We start from the raw sequence: 19,488 nt of genomic DNA, 5'->3' as shown, positions 1-19,488 counted from the left end.
TGAGTCACGTTTTCTCCACAACGCTCGACGCGCAACTAGGCTGCGCTCGTGTCTCACCAGCCCATACACCCCGCGTCCCCCGGCCGGCGCTCCCCGGACAGGAAGCGGTCCGGGGTCAGGCGACGGCTCCTCGGTGCGCTCGTGTCCCTCGCCGTGCTCGGCGGGTCCGTCGCCGCCGTGATCGCGCTGACCGGCGCCGGTTCCCCCTCGCGCACCCCTGAGGAGGGCGTCGGCGCCCGCGCGTCGGGCGCGGACGCCCCGGCCGGCGCCCGCACCCGTGACCTGAGGTTCGGCCTGTCCTTCGGCGACACGCTGACCTGGATGACGGACCAGGAACTGACCCGGGCGATGGACGACGCCGAGGAACTGGGCGTGCGGTGGCTGCGGGTGGACCTGTCGTGGCGGAACATCCAGCCCGACAACCCGGGGCAGTACCTGTGGGGGCGCTTCGACCGCGTGGTGGACGCGGCGCGCGACCGGGACTTCGAGGTCCTCCCGACCATCTCCTACACCCCCCGCTGGGCCGCCGGTCCCGACTGCGGCAGCACCAGTCAGACCTGCCCGCCGGCCGACAGCGGCCAGTTCGCCGGGTTCGCGCGCCTGGCCGCCGAGCGGTACGCGCCCAAGGGGGTGCACACCTGGGAGATCTGGAACGAGCCGAACATCAGCCACTTCTGGAAGCCCGGCCCGGACGCCGAGCGGTACGCCAGGCTGCTCGCCGAGACGGCCGACGCCATCCGCGGCACCGACCCCGACGCCTATCTCGTGCTGGGCGGTCTCGCCGCGGTGGAGACCATCCCGTCCCAGCGGTACGTCTCGCACCAGACGTACCTCGACGAGCTGGGCCGGCTGGGCTCGCTCGAGCACGTCGACGCCATCTCGTACCACCCCTACACCTATCCGCTCCTGCCCAGCATGGAGACGGCCACCGGCACCACGTACCAGGACATCGACCAGTCCCACGACAGCCTGGTCGCCATCCTGAAGAGGTACGGCAAGCCGGACATGCCGGTGTGGCTGACCGAGACGGGGGCGCCGACCTGGTCCACCGGCCGGGCCGCGGACCGGCCGGAGGACCACAAGGCCGCGCACGTCACCCCGCGGCTCCAGGCGGAGATCGCCACGGACACCGTGGCCGCCGCCGCGGCGAAGCCCTCGGTGGACGTGCTCTTCTGGTTCTCGTACAAGGACGTGGAACCGCAGACCGCGCAGAGCCGCAAGGCGAAGCACTACGGCCTGACCTACTACGACGGCCGGCGCAAGCCGGCCTTCGACGCGTACCGGCAGGCCATCGACGGCTACCAGAAGGAGCACGGGCAGGACTGACGCCTGGCCTCCTCCCGGCTGACGCCCCCGGCTCCGCTCAGGAGCCGGGGGCGTCGTCCGTTGGCACCGGGCTCACAGCGTGCGGAACAGTTCCAGATAGCGGTCGGTCAGAGCCGGCCAGGCGTAGCGCTCCTCGGCCGTGCGCCGCCCGGCGGCGCCCATGCGGTCCGCGAGGTCGCCGTCGGTGAGCAGCTTGGCGCAGGCCGCGGCCAGAGCGGCGGGGTCGCCGGGCGGCACCAGGAATCCGGTCTCGCCGTCGTCGACGACGTGCGGGATGCCGCCGACGGCCGAGCCCACCACCGGCGTCGCGCAGGCCATGCCCTCGACCAGGGTCATGCCGAAGGACTCGGCCTCGGTCAGCGACGGCAGCGAGAGGACGGCCGCGGTGCGCACGGCCTCGGCGAGCGCGTCGCCGCTCAGCGCGCCGGTCGCCGTCACCCGGTCGCCGATGCCCAGTTGCCCGGCGAGGGCCAGGAGATCCGGCAGCGCGTCCCCGTCCCCGACCAGCTTCAGCCGGGCCTCGGGGAGGTCGGGGGCGAGCTGAGCGAAGGCGCGCACCAGCACGTCGACGCCCTTCCAGGCGGAGGAGCGGTCCATGCGGCCGACGTAGACGACGGTCCGGGGCCGCCGCGAGGCCGGCTCTCCTGGTGTGAACCGCTCGGTGTCGACGCCGGGGCTGATGGAGACGGCGTGTCCGCGTCCGGCGGCGAGGGACACCGGGGAGACAGCCACCAGCCGGCGGGCGCGGGCGAAGACACGGGGCAGGACGGCCCGCTCGTACACGCCGATCAGGCGGTCGGCGGCGCCGCTGCCGGGCTCCCCCTTGTGCATGGAGCCGGCGTGGTAGGTGAGGACGGCAGGGCGGCGTCCGGCCACGGCGACGGCGAGGTCGCCGAGGCCGGGCACGGGCGCGTGCGCGTTGACGACGTCCACGCGGGCCTTGCGCAGCCAGCGGCGCAGTTGCAGCGGCCACAACGGGCTGAGCGGGGTGTTGGACAGTCTCAGCCAGGCGCCGAGCCGGACGACGGGGACGCCGTTCTCGGTGGTCACCGTGGTGCGCAGGCCGTCGGCGCGGGTGGTGATCACGACGGCCCGCAGATCGGGGGCGTCGGCGACGGCCCGTGCGACCCGGGCGGCGTACTGCTCCACGCCGCCGATCTTGGGCGGGTAGTACGGGGCGACGACGGCCACCGTGCGCGGACGGCGGGTCACACGGCCTCCCGCAGGCGGGCGGGCAGCGACTCGGCGCGGGCGATGTACCCGGGCAGGTTGGCGTCCAGGATCGCCCGGTAGGGGGCCGGGTCCTTCAGCAGCGGTTCGACCAGCGCCCACAGCTTGTCGTGGGTGACCTCGGCGATCGGCACGACCCAGTCACCGAGCCGGAGGTCGGCCATGATGCCGCCGGTCTTGTGCTCGTACTCGATGGCCACGCACGGGACGTAGCTGGTCAGCGAGAAGATCACGGAGTGGAAGCGGGTCCCGATGAGCAGCGAGCACTCGTCGTAGATGCCCTTGAGGTCGCGATAGTCGACGACCTCGTCGATCATCAGCGGGCCGCTGGTGCAGTAGTCCCTGATGCGGCGCTCGACGATGCGGTCGTCGTCGCCGAGATAGTCGGTGCTGACCTGCGGGATGAGGACCGCGCGGGCACCGGTGGCCTGGACGGCGTCGATGGTGCGGGCCAGTTCGCGCTCATAGCGCTCCTGGGCGGCGGGGGCGAGCCAGCGGCGGGCGGTGATGCCGACGAGCCGGTCGGCGGGGCCGACGCCGAGGCGGGCGCGCCAGTCGGTGCGCTTCTCGGGGGCGAAGGCGAAGCCGGAGTCGACCGCGCGTTCGATCCGCTGGTCGGGGATGCCGCAGGACCGCAGCTCGGTCACGCTGACGTTCTCGCGGGCCAGGACGGCCGCGGAGCGGCGCAGGACCTTGCCGACCAGCTTGCGCTGGAGGCCGGACGGGAAGGGGCCGAAGGATTCCGGCGCCCATACGACCGGCACGTTCGCCTTCTGCGCGAGCATCGCCGGGAGCAGCACGAAGTAGACGTTCTGGTGGCCGTCCAGGCCCGGGCGGGCCAGCACGTAGCCGCCGCCGTTGGAGACGACCAGGTCGGCGCTCATCACGGCGTCGGCCTCGCGGCGGGCCTCGGCGGGCAGGGCGCGCAGCACCACGCGGGCGAGCGGGCGCGGCAGCAGCGTGGCGAGGCCGCTCGCGGCGCCGACGACCGCCTTGCGCAGCAGCCGGCGGGGCAGCGAGACGGTGCCGTCGGCGACGTACCGCCGGATCGACCCGATGTTCCGCGCGCCTTCGAACGTGGGATGGACAGCCGCGTCCTCCATGCCGGCGATCAGGATCTCGCCGTCCGGGAATGCCTCCCGGACATGGCGCAGACAGACGGAGAGCAGGGCGGCGTCGCCCGCGTTCTCACGGACGTACGCGTTGATCACCACGATCTTCAACGGGTGGGCCTCTCGGAAGGAACGGCTGGTGAGGTGTATTCGGCGGGGGGATACGTGGTGGGGGGATACGCGGCGCCGGGGTACGGCTCGGTGTACTGGCCGGGGTACGGAGCGCCCCCGTGGGCGGCGTCCGGGTCGGCGTACGGCGTGCCGTACAGGCCGCCGTAGGTGTTCGGGTCGACGTAGGGCTCGACGTACGGGTCGTGGAACGGGTCGTAGTAGCGCGGCGGGTAGACCTCGTGGTCCGGGTAGGCGTGCGGGTGGGCCTCGGCCGGCTCGTCGGGGGCGGCCGGTTCGGCCGTCGGTTCGGGGGTCCGGCGGGGCCGGGTGCGCAGCAGGCTCACCGTCGCGAAGACGCCCGCGACGGCGTTGCCCGCGGCCCAGGAGTAGCCGAGCCAGACGAGTCCGTTGTCGGCCCACGCCGAGCCCAGTCCGATGCTGAGGCCCGCCATGATCGTGTTGGCGGCGATGAGGTGCCGCATCCGCTGGGCGAGCTTCAGGGCGAAACACGCCCAGGTGTTCAGGGCGACCGGCAGGGCGGCGATGGCCAGCACGGTCAGCAGGGGGCGCGCGTGCTCGGCGTAGGAACCGCCGAACATGTGCAGCAGCAGTCCGCCGCCGAGGACGACGACGAGCGCCGCCGGGACCTGCACGACGGCGATGATCCGGGCCGAGCGCAGCATCAGCTCGCGGAACCGGGACTCCTCGTGCGAGACCTCCGCGAAGACGGCCTCGCCGACGGCGGTGGAGACCGAGTTCAGCATGGCGGCGATCTGGAAGGCGACGAAGTAGTAGCCGGTGGCGGCGGCGCCGAGGTGGTGCAGCACGATCAGTGGGGTGGCGAGGATCGGCGCCAGGTTGATCAGGCTGGAGATGTAGCTGGCGGCGGAGAAGCGGAACTTCTCCCGCAGCCGGGTGCCGCGGGTGCGCACGTCGATCCGGAAGTCCAGCCGGCGCACCATGACCACCACGGCGACCAGCACGGTCACCGCGAAGCCCACCCCGGCCGAGGCGACGATGCCGAAGACGCCGAGGCCGGTGAGGGCGGCCGGGACGGCGAGCTTGGCGGCGCCCTGGGTGAGGCCGTCGATGAGCACGTTGTACTCGGGCACGCGGGCGCCGGTGAACACCGACTTGATCAGCAGGGTCACCGCGGCGCAGGCGCAGAAGGCCGTGAAGCAGGCCGCCGAGACCCAGTCGTCCCGGACGAACATCAGCTTGGCGCCGTACAGCGGCAGCCCCGCCAGATAGAGCGCCCCCGCCACGAAGCCGATGCCCGCGACCGCCAGCAGCGCCTGGCTGACCTGCGCGTTACGGGACTCTTCGGGGGCCGGGAAGCGGATCAGGGTGCTGTTGAGGCCGAACAGGCTGAGCGTGGCCAGCAGGGTGGTGGCGGAGATCAGCGAGGTGGCGAGGCCGACCTGAGCGGGGCTGTAGAAGCGGGCCACGACCACCCAGAACAGAAAGCTCAGGCCGGCGGTGACCACCGTGGAGGCGAGCAGGAAGAAGGAGCTGCGGTAGATCCGGTCCCGCGGCCGTGCGTGCCGGCGCCTGCCCGTGGCCGCCCCGGGGACCGTGGAGCCGGTCATGGCCGCTCGCCGCCGTAGTGCCTCATCAGGGTGCGCACATGCTCGTCCCAGGCGAAGTCCCCTTCGGCGTACGCCCGTGAGTACGCCGCCATCCGGGCCCGGCGCTCCGGGTCGGCGGCCAGCGCGCGCAGCTCCGCGGCGATGGCCGGGACCTCGCGGGGCAGCAGGGCGACCAGCTCGCGGTCCAGGGCGTAGGGGGCGTAGCCGGGGTCGTCGGTGGTGACCACGGGCAGGCCGGAGGCCATCGCCTCCTGGACGGTGAGCGGGAAGCCCTCGGCGGTGGACGGCAGCGCGAAGACGTCGCAGGCCCGGTAGGCCTCGGCGACCCGCTCCGGGGGCAGCGCGCCGATGTGGTGCACGCCCTCGCGCCCGGCGAGCGCGCCGGCGTCGCCGTCCCCGGCGAACACCAGGTCGTACCCGGCGTCGGGGGTGTGCGCGGCGAGCAGCAGGTCGTAGCCCTTCTTGGGCACGAGCCGGCCGACGAACAGCACCAGGACCCGGTCCTCGGGCAGGCCGAGCCGCTTGCGCGCCAGCTGCCGCTCGCCGTCGTCGGCCGCCGGGCGGAACAGCTCGGTGTCGACGCCGTTGGCGAGGTGCCGGGCGCGGTCGGGGCGGGCGCCGTGGGAGCGGACGAAGTCGGCGACCGTGGCGTTCAGGGTGAACACCGCGCGGGCGCCGCGCAGCAGGGCCCGTCCTGCGACGCCGTAGAACGCCCGCTGCACGGCTCTGACCAGGCCGGAGGGGTGGTCGACGACGGCGACGTGCTGGGTGAGCACGTAGGGGGTGCGGGTGAGGCCGGCGGCCAGGCCTGCGGCCCACGAACTGAGGTAGAGGCAGTCGTGGATGTGCACCGCGTCCGCGTGCCGGGCCCAGCGCAGAGCGACGGGCAGCAGGGCGGGCGAGAAGAACGGGTAGGGCACACCGGCCTTGCGTTCGGCGCCGTTCCAGGCGGCCACCCGCACCACCCGCACGCCGTCCTCGCGGGTGACGGAGGAGCGGCCGGCGCTGGTGACGACGGTGACGTCGGCGCCCTGGCGGGCCAGGCCGATCGCCTCGCTCCGGGCGACGTTCTCGATGCCGCCGACGTGCGGCGGGTAGTAGTGGCAGACCATCAGGACGCGCAGCGGCCTCGCCGACGTCCTCGCCCCGTGTGAGGTGCTCACCGGTAGATCACCGCTCCCCCGTTGCTGTAGATGAGGTCCCTGGAGTCCAGGACCTTCATCGGGTACTCGTATGTGATGAGGTCGCCCCGGTAGAAGATCGTCACCTTGCCGGTGCGGGCGGGTGTGGTGCCCAGCAGCACGTAGGAGTCGGTGCGCAGGGCGGCCGGGTGGATGTCGGCCAGGGTCGGGTGGGTGATCAGCGACTGGAGCCGGCTGTAGGTGAACCGGTCGGTCTGCACCAGGCCCTGCTTGTGCGCTCCGATCTTCTCGTCCAGCCACAGCGCCGCCTTCCGCTCCTCGGCGTGCGGGTAGTAGATGGCGTAGTACTGCCCGGAGTTCGACAACTGCACCTGAGCGGGATAGCCGCCGAGTGCCTTCGGCACGACGCCGGCGAGGTCGAGCAGCAGCACGGCGAGCAGCGCGCACGCCAGCGGCACGGTCTTGCGGCCGGCCCAGCGCAGCGCCCACAGGGTCGCGGTGGCCAGGAACGGGGCGAAGAAGAACAGGCCCTGCTGGAAGGCGCGGAGCAGGCTGTAGTCGACGGACAGCTGCGGGATCAGGGTGAACACGGCGACCATGCACCAGGCGCCCGCGGCGATGGTGGCCTGGTCACGCACCGGGCGGAAGGTCGAGCGGCGTGCCCACAGCGCCACCGCGAACCCGGCCATCGCCATGATCTGGAAGAACAGGGCGGCGCCCTGGCGCAGCGCCCCGTTGAGGCCGGGAACGCTGATGCCGAAGGTGTCGAGGGCCTCGCCCAGCTCGGTGAGCTCCATCGTGGGCACGTCGACGACCGGCGTCGCCTGCGCGTTCACCTGCTTCAGCGGCAGGTAGTCGCCGCCCTCACCGCGCTCGCTCGCGCTCGCCTCGAGCAGCTCCTCCTTGTAGTCCTTCATGCGCTCCTCGGCGGAGGTCTTCGCTCCGCCGAAGATGCTGTAGGCCGTGTCGGAGGACCCGGACTCCGCGTCGCCGCCGACCACGGCCGCCGCGACCGCGCTCAGGGTGCGCTCGACCTGGCCGCCGGTGTGGGTCAGCGGCCCCGACCACACCAGCGCGAGCACGGCGGGTACGGCCACCACCCACCACGTCAGGAACGACAGCATCCGGTCCTCACGGCGCCGCCGCCGCAGCCGGGTGCGCCCGCGGCGGGACACCAGTCGCCAGATCTTGTCCAGGACGAAGGACGCCGCGAGGGTGCCGACGACGACGTAGGTCGTGGAGTAGTGGGACAGCACGATGCCGCCGAGCAGGATCACGAAGACGATCCGGCGCAGCGGCAGCGGCCCGCGCGAGTCCGTGAGCACCACCATGGCGCAGCCCAGCAGCAGGAAGGCGATCTCCTGCCGGCCGAGGTACGGCATGTCCGTGAAGAAGGTCGGGAAGACGATGAAGTACACCGCGGACATCAGCGCGACCACCCGGGGCGCCACATTGCGCACCGCCCGGTGCACCAGGACCGGGGTGAAGGCGAACAGCAGCGGCAGGACGACCTTGAAGATCACGGTGTCCGGGAGCGCGGTGAGCTGGAAGACGCTCACCGGCAGCAGCGTGATGCTCAGACAGGCGTTGTAGGGGTCGGTGTAGGTGCCGATGTCCCAGTACTCGCCGCCGAGGGCGAGCCGGAAGTACAGGAACTCCTTCTGGATGTCGTGTCCCGTGATGAACTGACCGCGCAGCGAGGTCAGCAGCAGCAGCGCGGCCGACGCGCAGTAGATGCCCAGCTCCAGCACCGGCACCGGATAGCGGGCCCGGCGCAGCAGCAGCAGCGCGATCAGCGCAGCCACGACGACCATGGCGACGACGCTGACGGTGCCGCTGAAACCGTTGTTCAGCCGGATCGGCCCGGCCACCGACAGCACGAGGGCGAGTGCCCCGAGGCCCGCCACCGGTCTCAGCCCGCGTACCCGGCCGCGCCGCGGTCCGCCGGGCGGGCGGCGCACCTCGGGCGCGATCGCGCCGAGCAGCACCAGGGTGACCGCCATGGCGATCGTCAGGATCAGTCGGGTGAGCGGGCGCTCCACACCGGCCAGCGGCAGCGCGGTGTTCACGGTCAGCGCCACCACGATGTCCGTCACCACGGTGAAGCCGACCGACAGCAGCCAGGCGGCGGTCCCGGTGGTCACGATCCGCCAGGCGATGCCCCGCCACAGCAGGATCGGCGCGCCGAACAGAAGCCACAGGCCCGCCAGGGTCTGCGGCACGGCGGGCGGGTCGGGCAGCAGCTGGACGATGCTCGCCGGGGCGAGGCTGAGCAGGACGGCGAAGCGGCGGCTGAGCAACGGCCGACGCCCGGCCGAGCGGTTCGGCCGGGCGGGCGGTTCCGCCCGCCGGTCGGCCGGCGGGCGGGGGGCGGGCCGCCGGACACGCAGCGACATGGTTTCCTTCGTCGTCACAGGCCTGCCCTGACATAGACGTCCTCGACCAGGCGGGCGACGGTGTCCCACGAGTAGTTCCGGGAGCGCTCCGCACTGGCCGCCGACAGCCGGGTCCGGCGGGCCGGGTCGGCGGCGACCGCGTCGATCACCCGGGCCAGCGCGTCCGGCTCGGGCGCGGCCAGCACACCGGTGCCGTCGATCAGCTCGCGGGTGCCGGGGACGTCCGTGCCGATCAGCGGCAGCGCGGCGGCCATCGCCTCCAGCACGACCAGCGGCATGCCCTCCTTGTCGGAGGCGATCACGAAGGCGTCGGCCTCGGCGTACGCCTTGACCAGGTCGTCGCCGAGCAGCCCGCCCGCGAACTCCACGTTCTCAAGGCCCAGGCGGGCGGCCCGGGCCTCGAGCTCGGGACGCAGCTCGCCGTCGCCGACGATCTTCAGCCGTACCTCGCCGCGCACCAGGCTCATCGCGTCCAGCAGCCGGGCCACGTTCTTCTGCGCCTGGAGCCGGCCCACGAACAGCAGCTGCGGCGGGCGGCCGGGGACGGCCTCGCGGGGCGGCATGAAGTACTGCTCACCGACCCCGTTGGGCACGATGTGCACGCGCTCGGCGGACACGCCGTAGGTGCCGGTGAGGAAGTCGGCCTGCTGCCGCGTCAGCGCGATCACACCGGCCGCCGCGCGCAGCACCCGGCCGAAGACGTGTTCCTTGTACAGCGGCAGCAGCGCGCCGAAGCGGCCGGATGCGTCCACATCCAGGTGGAAGTGGAGCAGGAACCTGCGGCCGCGCAGCTTCGCGGCCACCGCGACCATCTCCGGCAGCAGGGCGTGCGCGCAGTGCAGGTGCAGCACCGCGTCCTTCGGCAGCCGGGCGAGGTCGAGGGCGAGGCCGGGCGCCACCGCGGTGTGGGCCACCTCCAGCGCTCGGTGCCGGCGGACGGCGACGCCGTCCTCGCGGGCGGTGCGCGGTGCGTCGCCGGAGCCCAGCGCGGTGGTCAGGACGCGCACGTCGTGCCGGTCGGCCAGCCGCTGCGCGAGGTTCGAGACGACGCGCTCGAGCCCGCCCAGGTGCGGCGGGTAGTACGGGGTGATCTGCACGATGGTGCGTCGCATGGAACTTTCCGTTGAGGCCGGTGTTGCTCGCTCGGACGGTGGCCCGGATAAACCGGTCACCGCAGATGGACCTGGAGCCGGTGCGGGTGTCCGGGCAGAGACACCTCGACCAGGTCCGCGTCGCCCTTGCTGCCCTTGATCCGCAGCCGGACGTCGGCGGCGATCCGGGCGCCCGGCTTGGTGGTGACGGTCTTCGTCCCGGTGGCCAGCCGCTTGCCGTCGGCGTCCTCCACCCAGGCCTTGACCGGGTGCCGGCCGCCCGACGGGCCGTGCTCGGTGAGCTGCACCGGCACCACCAGTTCCGCACCGTCGTAGAACGGGTCCTTGGCGAGGTACATCTCGATGTACGCGGGCTCACGCTCCGTGAACGAGTCCCGGAGCACCTCCCGCACCTCCGGCACGGCCCAGGCCGCGCCGGACAGGCCGAGCACGGCTACGGCGGTGACGAGCCAGCCGGCCGCCTGCCGTGCCGGCCCGTTCCTGCGCCGTGTGCGGCTGCTCATCTCACGCCATCTCGAACGAGGACTCGTCGTCGATGTCGAAGCCCAGCGGGGAGTCGTCGCTCTTACGGGAGCCGGCCAGCACCGAGGACTCGTCCCGTGCGTCGCGCGCAGGGCCCTCGGAGGGGCGTGAACCCGCCGGCACCGGCGAGTCGCCGAACACGGCGTCCTCGAACGGGGCGTCGTCGTTCTTGCGCGGCGACGGAAGCACGGACTGACCGGGCTGTGTGGGCTGAGCCGGCACGGACGGCAGCGCCTGGCCGCGGGCCAGCTCCTGGACCAGCCCCGCGGCCCGCTCAGCGGCCTGCGCCGCGCGCTCCGCCGCCGCGTTGGCCCGCGCCATCTCGGCCAGCGGGACCATCCGCGCCGGAGTGGTGCGGAAGCGGTTGTCGCGGAGCTTGTGCTCGAACAGCTGGCGCAGGTTGGCGACTCCGTCGGGCAGGGCGTTCAGCTTGACCTCGCCGCCGCGGACCCGGTACTCGATGGGCACCTCGAGGCAGCGGAACCCGGACCGGGTCGCCGCGTTCTTGATCTCCTGCGAGAAGGCCATTCCCGGGGACCGGACCTCGATCGCCTGCCAGACATGGCGCTGGAAGATCCACATGCCGGACTGCGAGTCCCGCAGCCCGTTGCGGAACAGGGCCCGGCTGAGCGCGCTGAGCGCGTGGTTGGCGACCGTGTGGGACGGCTTCATGGCCCGCCGGTTCTCGACGCCCAGCCGGTTCGTGGTCATGAACTCCACGCCCCGGGCCTCCATGATGTGCAGCAGGTGGGGCAGGGCGTCGAACGGGTAGGTGCAGTCGGCGTCCCCGGTGGCGATGACCTCTCCGGTGGCCGCGTCGAAACCGGCGCGGTAGGCGTTGCCGTATCCCCTCAGCGGCTGGGAGACGACCGTCGCCCCCAGCTTCCGGGCGACCGCGGCGGTGTCGTCGGTCGACGCGTTGTCGACCACGATGACCTCCACGCTCCAGCCCGCTTCGGCCAGCTCGCCGTGCGGGATGGATCCCATCACCGTCGGCAGGTTCTCGGCCTCGTTCAGCGCAGGGATCACGATGGACAGAGATCTCACGGAAGCTCCCCCCAGGAGCAGACAGATGCTCGGAGCCATCGCTGAGAGACCACGGGCCCCCTCGCCCGCTCCTGGTGACACCTATCGGCCCGCACCTTCGGGTGCCGGCCTCCCCTCCGTGCCCAGGACAGCTCTCATGGCCCGCCACACAGATGTTCGCGTGACGAACTGATGCCTCGTTCAATTACTTTCGACGCACCATAACCCGCACTCACATATCCCACACATCGGATAGACATACTTGTTATTGATGTCACTCGGGCGTCACGGATCGTCACAGATGTCACAGATCGTCACAGAGGGAAACGCCGAGGGCGGCCACCCCGTACGAAACGGGATGACCGCCCTCGCGATCAGGCGACTCGCTTACTGGTTGTACGGACCGTAGTCGTAGTCCTCCAGCGGAACGGCCTGGCCGGAGCCCGTGCCGAACGGCGAGTAGTCGATGTCGTCGTAGCCGACGGCCGAGTACATCGCGGCCTTGGCCTCCTCGGTCGGCTCGACCCGGATGTTGCGGTAGCGGGACAGGCCCGTACCGGCCGGGATGAGCTTACCGATGATGACGTTCTCCTTGAGGCCGATGAGGCTGTCGGACTTGGCGTTGATCGCCGCGTCCGTCAGGACTCGGGTCGTCTCCTGGAAGGAGGCGGCCGACAGCCAGGACTCCGTCGCCAGCGAGGCCTTGGTGATACCCATCAGCTGCGGACGACCCGAGGCCGGGTGACCGCCCTCCTGGACCACACGACGGTTCTCGTGCTCGAACTTCGAGCGCTCGACCAGCTCACCGGGCAGCAGCTCGGCGTCACCGGACTCGATGATCGTCACACGGCGCAGCATCTGCCGGATGATGATCTCGATGTGCTTGTCGTGGATCGACACACCCTGCGAGTTGTAGACCTTCTGGACCTCGCCGACCAGGTGGACCTGGACGGCACGCTGGCCCAGGATGCGCAGCACGTCGTGCGGGTTGGTGGCACCCACGGTGAGCTTCTGGCCCACCTCGACGTGCTCGCCCTCGCTGACCAGGAGACGGGCGCGCTTGGAGATCGGGTAGGCCGTCTCGTCGCTGCCGTCGTCCGGCGTGATGACGATCTTCTTGGTCTTCTCGGTCTCCTCGATCCGGACGCGGCCGGAGGCCTCGGAGATCGGGGCGACACCCTTCGGGGTACGGGCCTCGAAGAGCTCGACGACACGCGGCAGACCCTGGGTGATGTCGTCACCGGCCACACCACCGGTGTGGAAGGTACGCATCGTCAGCTGGGTACCGGGCTCACCGATGGACTGGGCGGCGATGATGCCGACCGCCTCACCGATGTCGACCAGCTTGCCGGTGGCGAGCGAACGGCCGTAGCACATCGCGCAGGTGCCGACGGCGGACTCGCAGGTCAGGACCGAGCGGGTCTTGACCGTCTGCACGCCGCGGGAGACGAGCTCCTCGATGAGCACGTCGCCCAGGTCGGTGCCGGCCGGGGCCAGCACCTGACCGTCGACCACGATGTCCTCCGCGAGGCAGCGCGCGTACACGGAGGTCTCGACGTTCTCCGCCTTGCGCAGCACACCGTCGGCGCCCCGCTCGGCGATCTCCAGCTTGAGGCCGCGCTCGGTGCCGCAGTCCTCCTCGCGGATGATGACGTCCTGGGAGACGTCGACCAGACGACGGGTGAGGTAACCCGAGTCAGCGGTACGCAGAGCGGTGTCCGCCAGACCCTTACGGGCACCGTGCGTGGAGATGAAGTACTCCAGCACGGACAGACCCTCACGGAACGAGGCCTTGATGGGCCGCGGGATCGTCTCGTTCTTGGCGTTCGACACCAGACCACGCATACCGGCAATCTGACGCATCTGCATCATGTTGCCTCGCGCACCCGAGTTCACCATCATGAAGATCGGGTTGGTCTTCGGGAAGTTGTCGTTCATCGCCTCGGCGACCTCGTTGGTCGCCTGGGTCCAGATCTGGATGAGCTCCTGCGTGCGCTCGTCCTTGGTGATCAGACCGCGCTCGTACTGCTTCTGGACCTTCTCGTCCGCCGCCTCCCACTTGGCGACGATCTCCTTCTTCGCCTCGGGGACGACGACGTCGGAGATGGCGACGGTCACGCCGGAACGGGTGGCCCAGTAGAAGCCGGCCGCCTTCAGGTTGTCGAGCGTCGCCGCCACGATGACCTTCGGGTAGCGCTCGGCGAGGTCGTTGACGATCTCGGAGAGCTGCTTCTTGCCGACCTCGTAGTCGACGAACGGGTAGTCCTCGGGCAGCAGCTCGTTGAAGAGCGCACGGCCCAGCGTGGTGTTCAGCCGGAAGCTGTCACCCTGCTGCCACTCGGGCTCACCCTCCTCGCGCGCCGGCGGGGTCCAGCCGCGCGGCGGGATGGTGCCGACGGGGAAGCGGACGTCGATCTTCGACTGGAGCGACAGCTCGCCCGCGTCGAAGGCCATGATCGCCTCGGCGACCGAGGCGAAGGAACGGCCCTCGCCCTTGAGGTCGCGCATCTCGCCGTCGGTGGTGAGGAAGAACAGACCGAGGACCATGTCCTGGGTCGGCATCGTCACCGGACGGCCGTCGGCCGGCTTGAGGATGTTGTTCGAGGACAGCATCAGGATGCGGGCCTCGGCCTGCGCCTCCGCGGACAGCGGCAGGTGCACGGCCATCTGGTCACCGTCGAAGTCCGCGTTGAACGCGGTGCAGACGAGCGGGTGGATCTGGATGGCCTTGCCCTCGACCAGCTGCGGCTCGAAGGCCTGGATGCCGAGGCGGTGCAGCGTGGGCGCACGGTTCAGCAGAACCGGGTGCTCCGCGATGACCTCTTCCAGCACGTCGTACACGACCGTGCGGCCGCGCTCGACCATGCGCTTGGCGCTCTTGATGTTCTGCGCGTGGTTCAGGTCGACCAGGCGCTTCATCACGAACGGCTTGAACAGCTCCAGCGCCATCGCCTTCGGCAGACCGCACTGGTGCAGCTTCAGCTGCGGACCGACGACGATCACGGAACGCGCCGAGTAGTCGACACGCTTGCCGAGCAGGTTCTGACGGAAGCGGCCCTGCTTGCCCTTGAGCATGTCGGACAGCGACTTCAGCGGACGGTTGCCGGGGCCCGTGACCGGGCGACCACGACGGCCGTTGTCGAAGAGCGCGTCGACGGCCTCCTGGAGCATGCGCTTCTCGTTGTTCACGATGATCTCGGGCGCACCGAGGTCGAGAAGCCGCTTGAGGCGGTTGTTGCGGTTGATCACACGGCGGTACAGGTCGTTCAGGTCGGAGGTCGCGAAGCGGCCACCGTCCAGCTGCACCATCGGACGCAGGTCCGGCGGGATGACCGGCACGCAGTCCAGCACCATGCCCTTGGGGCTGTTGGAGGTCTGCAGGAACGCGGAGACGACCTTCAGCCGCTTGAGCGCACGGGTCTTCTTCTGGCCCTTGCCGGTGCGGATGATCTCGCGGAGCTTCTCGGCCTCCTCCTCGAGGTCGAAGGACTCCAGGCGCTTCTGCAGCGCCGCGGCACCCATCGAGCCGTCGAAGTACGTGCCGAAGCGGTCGCGCAGCTCGCGGTAGAGCAGCTCGTCGCCCTCGAGGTCCTGGACCTTGAGGTTCTTGAACCGGTTCCACACCTCGTCGAGGCGGTCGATCTCGCGCTGGGCACGGTCGCGCAGCTGCTTCATCTCACGCTCGGCACCCTCGCGCACCTTGCGGCGCACGTCGGCCTTGGCACCCTCGGCCTCGAGCTCGGCCAGGTCGGACTCAAGCTTCTTGGCGCGGGCCTCCAGGTCGGCGTCCCGGCGGTTCTCGATCTGCTGGCGCTCGACGGAGACGTGGGCCTCCAGCGAGGGCAGGTCGCGGGTACGGCGCTCCTCGTCGACGTACGTGATCATGTACGCCGCGAAGTAGATGACCTTCTCGAGGTCCTTGGGCGCCAGGTCCAGCAGGTAGCCGAGGCGCGAGGGAACACCCTTGAAGTACCAGATGTGCGTGACGGGCGCGGCGAGCTCGATGTGGCCCATCCGCTCACGGCGCACCTTGGCGCGCGTGACCTCGACGCCACAGCGCTCACAGATGATGCCCTTGAAGCGGACGCGCTTGTACTTGCCGCAGTAGCACTCCCAGTCCCGGGTCGGACCGAAGATCTTCTCGCAGAAGAGTCCGTCCTTTTCCGGCTTGAGCGTGCGGTAGTTGATGGTCTCGGGCTTCTTGACCTCGCCGTGGCTCCACTGACGGATGTCGTCAGCGGTGGCCAGGCCGATCCGGAGCTCGTCGAAGAAGTTGACGTCGAGCACTATGCGTCAATCCCTCTCAGGGTCGTAAGTCTTTGGGTCTGATACGGGGGTCCTGGGGCCGGCGGCCTCTTCGTGAGAGGCCGCCGGACTCCCGTCAGACCTCTTCGACGCTGCTCGGCTCGCGCCGGGACAGGTCGATGCCGAGCTCCTCCGCAGCGCGGAAGACGTCCTCGTCGGTGTCACGCATCTCGATGGACATACCGTCGCTGGACAGCACCTCCACGTTGAGGCACAGGGACTGCATCTCCTTGATGAGCACCTTGAAGGACTCGGGGATGCCGGGCTCAGGGATGTTCTCGCCCTTGACGATGGCCTCGTAGACCTTCACGCGGCCGGTGACGTCGTCGGACTTGATGGTCAGCAGCTCCTGGAGCGCGTAGGCGGCGCCGTACGCCTCGAGTGCCCACACCTCCATCTCGCCGAACCGCTGACCACCGAACTGGGCCTTACCACCCAGCGGCTGCTGGGTGATCATGGAGTACGGACCGGTCGAACGGGCGTGCAGCTTGTCGTCGACCAGGTGGTGCAGCTTCAGGATGTACATGTAGCCGACCGAGATCGGGTCCGGGAACGGCTCACCGCTGCGGCCGTCGAACAGCCGCGCCTTGCCGGACGGGAGGACCATGCGCTCGCCGTCGCGGTTCGGGATGGTGTGCTGCAGCAGACCCGCCAGCTCGTCCTCGCGCGCACCGTCGAAGACCGGGGTGGCCACGTTGGTGCCGGGCTCGACCTTGTCGGCGCCGATCGCCTGGAGGCGCTGCGCCCACTCGTCGGCCAGGCCGGAGACGTCCCAGCCGCGGCTGGCGAGCCAGCCGAGGTGGATCTCCAGGACCTGTCCCGGGTTCATTCGGGACGGCACACCGAGGGGGTTGAGGATGATGTCGACCGGGGTGCCGTCCTCCAGGAACGGCATGTCCTCGATCGGCAGGATCTTGGAGATGACGCCCTTGTTGCCGTGACGGCCGGCGAGCTTGTCACCGTCGGTGATCTTGCGCTTCTGCGCGACGTAGACGCGCACCAGCTGGTTCACACCGGGGGGAAGCTCGTCGCCCTCCTCGCGGTCGAAGACGCGCACGCCGATGACCTTGCCGGTCTCGCCGTGCGGCACCTTCAGCGAGGTGTCACGGACCTCACGGGCCTTCTCACCGAAGATCGCGCGCAGCAGGCGCTCCTCGGGGGTCAGCTCGGTCTCGCCCTTGGGCGTGACCTTGCCGACGAGGATGTCACCGGCGATGACCTCGGCACCGATGCGGATGATGCCGCGCTCGTCGAGGTCGGCGAGGACCTCCTCGGAGACGTTCGGGATGTCCCGGGTGATCTCCTCGGGGCCGAGCTTGGTGTCACGGGCGTCGACCTCGTGCTCCTCGATGTGGATCGAGGAGAGGACGTCGTCCTGCACGAGGCGCTGCGACAGGATGATCGCGTCCTCGTAGTTGTGACCCTCCCACGGCATGAACGCGACCAGCAGGTTCTTGCCGAGCGCCATCTCACCCTGCTGGGTGGCCGGGCCGTCGGCGAGGACCTGGCCCTCGACGATCCGGTCGCCCTCGGCGACGATGACCTTCTGGTTGACCGAGGTGCCCTGGTTGGAGCGGGCGAACTTGGCCAGGCGGTACGTGATGTACGTGCCGTCGTCGTTGGCGGTGGTGATGTAGTCCGCGGAGACCTCCTGGACCACACCGGCCTTCTCGGCCTTGACGACGTCGCCGGCGTCGACGGCGGAGCGGTACTCCATGCCGGTGCCGACGAGCGGGGACTCCGCCTGGATCAGCGGAACGGCCTGGCGCATCATGTTCGCGCCCATGAGGGCACGGTTGGCGTCGTCGTGCTCCAGGAAGGGGATCATGGCGGTCGCGACCGACACCATCTGGCGCGGCGAGACGTCCATGTAGTCCACGTCCTCGGGGCCGACGTAGTCGACCTCGCCGCCCTTGCGGCGGACCAGCACACGGGCCTCGGCGAACCGCAGGTCGTCGGTGAGCGGCGCGTTGGCCTGCGCGATGACGAAGCGGTCCTCCTCGTCGGCGGTCAGGTAGTCCACCTGGTCGGTGACCTGGCCGTCGATGACCTTGCGGTACGGGGTCTCGACGAAACCGAACGCGTTGACCCGGCCGTAGGTGGCGAGCGAGCCGATCAGACCGATGTTCGGGCCTTCAGGGGTCTCGATCGGGCACATGCGGCCGTAGTGCGAGGGGTGCACGTCACGGACCTCGAAGCCGGCCCGCTCACGGGAGAGACCACCCGGGCCGAGCGCGGACAGACGACGCTTGTGCGTCAGCCCGGACAGCGGGTTGTTCTGGTCCATGAACTGGGACAGCTGGCTGGTGCCGAAGAACTCCTTGATGGAGGCGACGACCGGCCGGATGTTGATCAGGGTCTGCGGCGTGATCGCCTCGACGTCCTGCGTCGTCATGCGCTCGCGCACGACGCGCTCCATACGAGCCAGACCCGTGCGGACCTGGTTCTGGATGAGCTCGCCGACGCTGCGCAGGCGGCGGTTGCCGAAGTGGTCGATGTCGTCGGTCTCGACGACGACCGGCTGGCCGTTGTCGCCGACGGTCTCGGTCTCACCGGCGTGCAGCTTCACCAGGTACTTGATCGTCGCGATGATGTCCTCGACGGTCAGGATGCCCGCGTCCAGCGGGGTGTCCGTACCCAGCTTCTTGTTGACCTTGTAGCGGCCGACCTTGGCGAGGTCGTAGCGCTTGGGGTTGAAATAGAGGTTCTCGAGCAGCGTCTGCGCGGCCTCCCGCGTGGGGGGCTCGCCCGGGCGCAGCTTGCGGTAGATGTCGAGCAGCGCGTCGTCCTGGCCCTGGGTGTGGTCCTTCTCCAGGGTGGCGCGCATGGACTCGTACTCGCCGAACTCCTCGAGGATCTGCTCGGTGGTCCAGCCGAGCGCCTTCAGGAGGACGGTGACGGACTGCTTGCGCTTGCGGTCGATGCGGACACCGACCATGTCGCGCTTGTCGATCTCCATCTCCAGCCAGGCACCCCGGGACGGGATGATCTTGGCGGAGAAGATGTCCTTGTCGGAGGTCTTGTCGATGCTGGAGTCGAAGTAGACGCCCGGCGAACGGACCAGCTGGGACACCACGACACGCTCGGTGCCGTTGATGACGAAGGTGCCCTTGTTCGTCATGAGCGGGAAGTCGCCCATGAAGACGGTCTGGGACTTGATCTCGCCGGTCTCGTTGTTGGTGAACTCGGCGGTGACGAAGAGCGGGGCCGCGTACGTGAAGTCGCGCTCCTTGCACTCGTCGATGCTGTTCTTCGGCGGCTCGAAACGGTGGTCACGGAAGGTCAGCGACATCGACCCGGAGAAGTCCTCGATCGGGGAGATCTCCTCGAAGATCTCCTCCAGACCGGACTTGGTGGGGACGTCCTGACCGTTCTCGAGAGCCTCCTCGACGCGAGCCTTCCACGCGTCGTTGCCGAGCAGCCAGTCGAAGCTCTCGGTCTGGAGCGCGAGAAGGTTCGGAACCTCGAGGGGCTCCTTGATCTTTGCAAAGGAGATGCGCAGCGGGGCGGTGCTGGCGCCGTTGTTCGTATTCGCGGTCGAGGCGTTGCGCGAGGCGGCCAAGAGGGGGTCCTTCCGAGGGCTCGGACTCACTACGCGCGTACCGGTCCCCCACCGT

Annotated in this window: 11 protein-coding genes; 1 reads left to right on the top strand and 10 read right to left on the bottom strand. The window is 70.2% G+C overall.

From position 1 onward, the window contains the following. The first annotated feature begins 48 nt into the window (after positions 1–48). Positions 49–1,326: a cellulase family glycosylhydrolase gene (locus tag AB0412_RS22235; protein ID WP_366404311.1), complete on the top strand. Its 1,278-nt coding sequence runs from the start codon at positions 49–51 to the stop codon at positions 1,324–1,326. A gap of 72 nt (positions 1,327–1,398) precedes the next feature. On the opposite strand, the gene AB0412_RS22230 is transcribed toward AB0412_RS22235, so the two are convergent. The 10 genes from AB0412_RS22230 to rpoB all read right to left on the bottom strand — a co-directional run bounded on the left by AB0412_RS22230 (position 1,399) and on the right by rpoB (position 19,433). Further along, complete coding sequence (locus tag AB0412_RS22230; RefSeq protein ID WP_366404310.1) at positions 1,399–2,538, bottom strand: glycosyltransferase; 1,140 nt, start codon at positions 2,536–2,538, stop codon at positions 1,399–1,401. Continuing rightward, entirely contained in the window at positions 2,535–3,770 is a 1,236-nt protein-coding gene (locus tag AB0412_RS22225) for a polysaccharide pyruvyl transferase family protein (RefSeq protein WP_366404377.1), read from the bottom strand. Before AB0412_RS22225 ends, AB0412_RS22230 begins: the two co-directional genes overlap by 4 nt. Positions 3,771–3,775: 5 nt before the next feature. Continuing rightward, on the bottom strand, positions 3,776–5,368 hold the full coding sequence (locus AB0412_RS22220) for an oligosaccharide flippase family protein (RefSeq protein ID WP_366404309.1): 1,593 nt from the start codon (positions 5,366–5,368) through the stop codon (positions 3,776–3,778). Beyond that, on the bottom strand, positions 5,365–6,531 hold the full coding sequence (locus AB0412_RS22215; RefSeq protein WP_366404308.1) for a glycosyltransferase family 4 protein: 1,167 nt from the start codon (positions 6,529–6,531) through the stop codon (positions 5,365–5,367). The genes AB0412_RS22220 and AB0412_RS22215 overlap by 4 nt, the downstream gene beginning before the upstream one ends. After that, positions 6,528–8,906, bottom strand: a complete 2,379-nt coding sequence (locus tag AB0412_RS22210) for a DUF2206 domain-containing protein (RefSeq protein WP_366404307.1) — start codon at positions 8,904–8,906, stop codon at positions 6,528–6,530. The genes AB0412_RS22215 and AB0412_RS22210 overlap by 4 nt, the downstream gene beginning before the upstream one ends. Before the next feature lie 14 nt (positions 8,907–8,920). Beyond that, positions 8,921–10,018, bottom strand: a complete 1,098-nt coding sequence (locus AB0412_RS22205; RefSeq protein WP_366404306.1) for a glycosyltransferase family 4 protein — start codon at positions 10,016–10,018, stop codon at positions 8,921–8,923. A 56-nt stretch (positions 10,019–10,074) separates the two neighbouring features. Beyond that, a complete protein-coding gene (locus tag AB0412_RS22200) occupies positions 10,075–10,521 on the bottom strand; it encodes a hypothetical protein (protein ID WP_366404305.1) in 447 nt (148 codons plus the stop codon). 1 nt (position 10,522) lies between these two features. Then, the gene (locus tag AB0412_RS22195) at positions 10,523–11,587 is read right to left on the bottom strand and encodes a glycosyltransferase family 2 protein (RefSeq protein WP_366404304.1); all 1,065 of its coding nucleotides are present in this window, start codon (positions 11,585–11,587) and stop codon (positions 10,523–10,525) included. 366 nt (positions 11,588–11,953) lie between these two features. After that, a complete protein-coding gene (locus tag AB0412_RS22190) occupies positions 11,954–15,853 on the bottom strand; it encodes a DNA-directed RNA polymerase subunit beta' (protein ID WP_260826816.1) in 3,900 nt (1,299 codons plus the stop codon). Positions 15,854–15,947: 94 nt separating this feature from the next. Next, complete coding sequence (rpoB, locus tag AB0412_RS22185) at positions 15,948–19,433, bottom strand: DNA-directed RNA polymerase subunit beta (RefSeq protein ID WP_366404303.1); 3,486 nt, start codon at positions 19,431–19,433, stop codon at positions 15,948–15,950. Positions 19,434–19,488 lie beyond the last annotated feature (55 nt).

The organism is Streptomyces sp. NPDC052012, from assembly GCF_040689265.1.
Lineage (GTDB): Bacteria > Actinomycetota > Actinomycetes > Streptomycetales > Streptomycetaceae > Streptomyces.
Note: the sequence above shows the minus strand (reverse complement) of the source record. Positions and strands in the feature narration are given on the sequence as shown.